The organism is Flavobacterium sp. (assembly GCF_049590715.1).
Taxonomy (GTDB): domain Bacteria; phylum Bacteroidota; class Bacteroidia; order Flavobacteriales; family Flavobacteriaceae; genus Flavobacterium.
The window spans coordinates 1-4,811 of the sequence record NZ_JBAWDL010000007.1 but is presented as its reverse complement, the minus strand read 5'-3'; the positions used below and the strand labels follow the sequence as shown (position 1 = coordinate 4,811).

Sequence of the window (4,811 nt, the reverse complement as noted above, 5' to 3'; positions counted from 1 at the left end):
TATTGTTTCATGATTTCGCAAATATCTTCAAAGTGCGTGTACAAGAAGTTTTCTTTGTGGTGAAACAAACACCATTTGGCCATAATCGAACCTCCACGAGAAACGATTCCCGTAACACGGTTAGCAGTTAAATGGATGTAACGCAATAAAACTCCAGCGTGAATGGTGAAATATGAAACCCCTTGTTCCGCTTGCTCAATCAATGTATCACGGAATACTTCCCAAGTTAAATCTTCGGCTACACCGTTTACTTTTTCTAAGGCTTGGTAAATAGGTACAGTCCCAATTGGTACAGGTGAATTTCGGATAATCCATTCTCTTGTTTCGTGGATGTTTTTACCAGTTGACAAATCCATAATGGTATCGGCTCCCCAACGGCAAGCCCAAACCGCTTTTTCTACTTCTTCTTCAATCGAGGAAGTCACGGCACTATTACCAATATTAGCATTGATTTTTACCAAGAAATTACGACCCACAATCATTGGTTCACTCTCTGGGTGGTTGATGTTGTTTGGGATAATAGCTCTACCGCGTGCTACTTCAGAACGTACAAATTCTGGAGTGATTTTGCTTTTTGGGGTATTGGCGCCAAAACTATGACCAGAATGTTGGCATTGCATCGCCTTGGTTTGGTTTTCTATTTGTTCAAGGCGTTGGTTTTCACGGATAGCGATATATTCCATCTCTGGCGTGATAATTCCTTGTTTGGCGTAGTACAATTGCGATACATTTGCCCCTTTTTTGGCACGCATCGGTTGGTGTAAATATTCAAAACGCAAATGATCTAGTTTCCCATCATTTAAGCGTTCTTTACCGTAGTTTGAAGTGATTTCAGTTAATTCTTCGACATCGCCACGGTCTTTTATCCATTGTTCACGGATGCGAGGCAATCCTTTGCGAATATCGATTTCAACATTAGGATCTGTGTAAGGTCCTGAAGTATCGTAAACGGTTACGGCTGGATTTTTTTCAACCCCTCCTCTTGATAGTTTGGTGTCTGATAATTTGATTTCGCGCATAGCGACTTTTATCGGGTGGATTTCTCCGTCGATATAGATTTTAGTCGAATTTGGGAAAGGTTGTCTTGATATTTGTTCTTCGTTTGTCATTTGTTTGAAGTTAAGCGTTATTTGTTATGAGTTATGTGTTGGATTGTGAAGTAGACACTATAGGTTTCATTACTTAGCACAGATTTTCATAGATTGTCTCTTTTTTTCTGCTAGGGATAGTAGTGGAAAGCCCGTAAAGACAGCAACCGTGAAAAATAAGGAGTAGGAAAGCGACCGTAGGAAGCTCTTGCTACGACTCTATTTTTTAGGTTGATGGCTGCGGACTTGTAACGGATAGCCCGTAAGCAGCCTAATTATCCTCCTTGTGTGGCTGAAATAATTAAAATTTCGTCCCTTTCTTGTACGGGGTGGCTGTTCCAATTGGCTTTTGGAATAACGGTATTGTTGATGGCAATGGCAATTCCGTTTTGTTTAAGCGGAATTTCGAGGTCAAGTAAAGCTTGAACGTTCAGAACGTTTTGCTCGAATTGTTTGATTTGATTGTTGATTTTTAGTTCCATTCCTTTTTAGTTTTAGATATTTGACGAAACATTGGAGTGCTTCTATACCTTAGGAATGGCTACGATTGCCCCGAAAAATGGAACTACGGAAGTCATCTTACTTTTCCCTACGCTAGTATGAACTAGATCAGGTTCAGAGGGTAAAATCTCAGCCTACATAAATAGACACCCCTAAAGTGAATTACAAATGTATGGTATTTTTTAATTTAAAAGCTTAAACTTTGATAAATTTAAAGTTTTTTAAAGTTTGTTATCATTGATTACTAAAATGTTATTACATTTCTAATCGTAAAAATACTTCTGTTTATATTCAATAGTATTATTATTTCCATCAGAATCTGTATGATTACTTTCAGTGAGGAAATTAGTATCATTATAGGATGTAGTATAGTATATAACAGTTGGCTCACTACTGGTAACAACGCCATTTGTAGTTCTTTCGGTTATTATTATCTTATTGATATTATTTTTTGAAGCATTATCAAAAAATTCAATTTTATTTAGTCCTAAAATATTGATGCTAGGATTGTTTTTATCATCATACTCAAAAATATAGGTGTATGTGTAAGTTGTTGTTGTGCTTTTTATTCCATCAAAATAGGTACTAGTGGACGTAGAAATTTGCTTTGTTAAGTTTCCATTTGTAAAAGTATACATTTCACTGTTCCCGTTTTTTGTTTCTGCTCCTGTTTTTGAATCTACATTATAACGTTCCTCTAAAATTGTCCCATCATTATTATGTGTGAATACACTTTTCAGTTTATAGGTTTGCGTTGTATTTTGAGAATAGTTGACATTTAAGTCACTTGTAAGTTTACCATTCTCATACGTATAATCATGGGTATTGTCAATTGTAGGTCCTTTGTAGGAGGTTACGTTTGTAATTAGATCGTCAGTATAGGTGTATATAGATTTGTAGCCGCTTGCATGCGTGATTTCTTGGATTTTGTTACCGTTGTAGGAAAGTGTTGTTGTGTCTGAGTTTGCTCCTTCACTATAAATAATTGTTTTAGGGAGAATTGACGTGTCATGGTTTTGAGAGGTTTCATCATTTGAGGTGCATGATGTAAAAGTTAGTACAATAAAACTCAAAAGGGCAATTATTCTTTTCATAAAATTAAAATCTAATATGGAGTAAAAGTACTCTTTTTGTGTAAGAAAATGTGACGTGCTGTAAGAAAATTATTTATCGATTTTGTCTCGTCCAACAACCTTGAATATGATCATTAACAATTCCAGTAGCTTGCATAAAAGCATACATAACGGTTGAACCCACAAATTTGAATCCTCGCTTTTTTAAATCTTTGCTTATTGCATCTGAAAGTGGAGTGGTGGCGGGAACTTCTTTGAGGGTTAGAGGTTTATTATCAATAGGTTTGCCATCTACAAACCCCCAAATGTACTTAGAAAAACTGCCGAATTCTTCCTGAATTTTGATGAAGTTTTGAGCATTAGTAACCGCTGAATTTACTTTGAGTTTGTTGCGGATGATTCCAGTATCTAAGAGTAATTCTTGGATTTTAGGATCTTGATAGGTAGCAATTTTTTTATAATCAAATTGATCAAAAGCATTACGAAAATTTTCTCTTTTGTTGAGAATGGTAATCCAGCTCAATCCAGCTTGAAAGGTTTCGAGTAGTAGGAATTCAAATAAGGTAGCGTCATTATAAACGGGTTTTCCCCATTCTTGATCGTGGTATTGTTTGTATAAGTCGGATGATAAACACCAGTTGCATCTTGTTTTGTCTTCCATTGTGTTGGTTTTTTAGGAATTCAAATATAGTAAAAAGAGTAGTGAGTTGGTTTAATAGTGTATTTTGAGCAAAAAAATCCCATTCGTTTGACCGAATGGGATTTAATATTGTAAAAAATCTTTAAAAGATTATCCTAAAGCAACTCTTTTGAAACTTGTGATTTCAACATTGAATCCTTTAACGTAATCACCAACTTTTTTACTATCATCTTTGATAAAGTTTTGATCAAGTAATGCTTTTTCTTGGTCTAAAGTAGTGTTGTCAGAAATGAAACGTAAAATTTTTCCTGGAAGAATTTTGTCCCAAATTTGTTCTGGTTTTCCTTCCGCTTTTAATTCTGCTTTAGCATCTTCTTCCGCTTGTTTGATAACTTCTTCAGTTAATTGAGAGTAAGAAATATATTTAGGAACATTTTTTAATGTTTTTCCTAAACGTTTTGCTTCCTCATTTTCTTTTTCGATGATAGCAATACGGGCATCAAGTTCAGATGCGACGAAAGCTGGATCAAAATCTTTGTAAGATAATGTGTCAGCACCCATTGAAGCAACTTGCATAGAGATGTCTTTAGTTAAAACATCAGCATTGTCAACAGCTGCAGAGATTGCAGTTAATGCAGCGATTTTGTTAACGTGAACATAAGATCCAACGAAAGCACCTTCTACGATTTCAAAACCACCAATTTCGATTTTTTCACCAATAACTCCTGTTTGCTCAATTAATTTTTCAGCTACAGTAATTCCGTTGAAATCTGAAGCTAAAAATTCTTCTTTAGAAGAGAAGTTGATTGCTTTTTCAACTAATTCTTTCGCTAAAGCTACGAAAGTTACATTCTTACCTACGAAATCTGTTTCGCAGTTTAAAGTAATGATAGCCCCTTTAGTTTTGTCGGCATTGATAAAAGCAACAGCAGCACCTTCAGAAGACTCACGGTCAGAACGGTTATCAGCAACTTTTTGTCCTTTTTTTCTAAGGTTTTCAATTGCTTTATCGAAATCTCCTTCAGCTTCAACTAAAGCTTTTTTACAGTCCATCATTCCGGCACCTGTAGTTTGTCTTAATTTATTTACGTCTGCAGCCGTTATAGTTATAGTTGACATAGTATATTGTTTTTAATGTTAAAAGTAAAAATTCCAATTTATAAATCCCAAATTCCAATTTTAATAAATTACTAACCGAGGGTTATTAATCGTTTGTGGAATTTGGAATTTAAAATTTGGAATTTAAAATTTGATTTATTCTTCAGTTGCTGGAGCAACAGCTTCTGCTTGAGCAGGTGCTGCTTTTTCAGCTGCTTCCGTTTCTTTTTCAGAACCTCTTTCAGAAAGTCCTTCAGTAACAGCAGCAGTAACTAATGATAAAATTTTATCGATTGATTTAGAAGCATCATCATTTGCAGGAATAACATAATCTACCTCACGTGGGTCAGAGTTTGTATCAACCATTGCGAAAACTGGAATGTTTAATTTTTGAGCTTCTTTTATTGCGAT

At 35.1% G+C, this 4,811-nt stretch carries 6 protein-coding genes and 1 riboswitch; all 6 genes read right to left on the bottom strand.

Going from position 1 to position 4,811, the window contains the following annotated elements; genetic code table 11:
• The coding region (gene thiC, locus WBQ70_RS00360; RefSeq protein WP_423908985.1) for a phosphomethylpyrimidine synthase ThiC at nt 1–1,109 on the bottom strand (1,109 nt) is incomplete at its 3' end.
• Between the two features lie 254 nt (nt 1,110–1,363).
• Nucleotides 1,364–1,570: a sulfur carrier protein ThiS gene (gene thiS, locus WBQ70_RS00355; protein WP_423908982.1), complete on the bottom strand. Its 207-nt coding sequence runs from the start codon at nt 1,568–1,570 to the stop codon at nt 1,364–1,366.
• A gap of 87 nt (nt 1,571–1,657) precedes the next feature.
• Nucleotides 1,658–1,753: riboswitch (TPP riboswitch) on the bottom strand.
• Nucleotides 1,754–1,852: 99 nt separating this feature from the next.
• Entirely contained in the window at nt 1,853–2,683 is an 831-nt protein-coding gene (locus WBQ70_RS00350) for a hypothetical protein (protein WP_423908979.1), read from the bottom strand.
• 73 nt (nt 2,684–2,756) lie between these two features.
• Nucleotides 2,757–3,323, bottom strand: a complete 567-nt coding sequence (locus WBQ70_RS00345; RefSeq protein WP_423908976.1) for a DNA-3-methyladenine glycosylase I — start codon at nt 3,321–3,323, stop codon at nt 2,757–2,759.
• Between the two features lie 129 nt (nt 3,324–3,452).
• Nucleotides 3,453–4,421 carry a translation elongation factor Ts gene (gene tsf / locus WBQ70_RS00340; RefSeq protein ID WP_423908973.1) on the bottom strand — a complete coding sequence of 323 codons (969 nt, stop codon included), beginning with the start codon at nt 4,419–4,421 and terminating at the stop codon, nt 3,453–3,455.
• 135 nt (nt 4,422–4,556) lie between these two features.
• Nucleotides 4,557–4,811: 30S ribosomal protein S2 (locus tag WBQ70_RS00335; RefSeq protein WP_423908971.1), on the bottom strand; the 255-nt coding region annotated here is incomplete at its 5' end.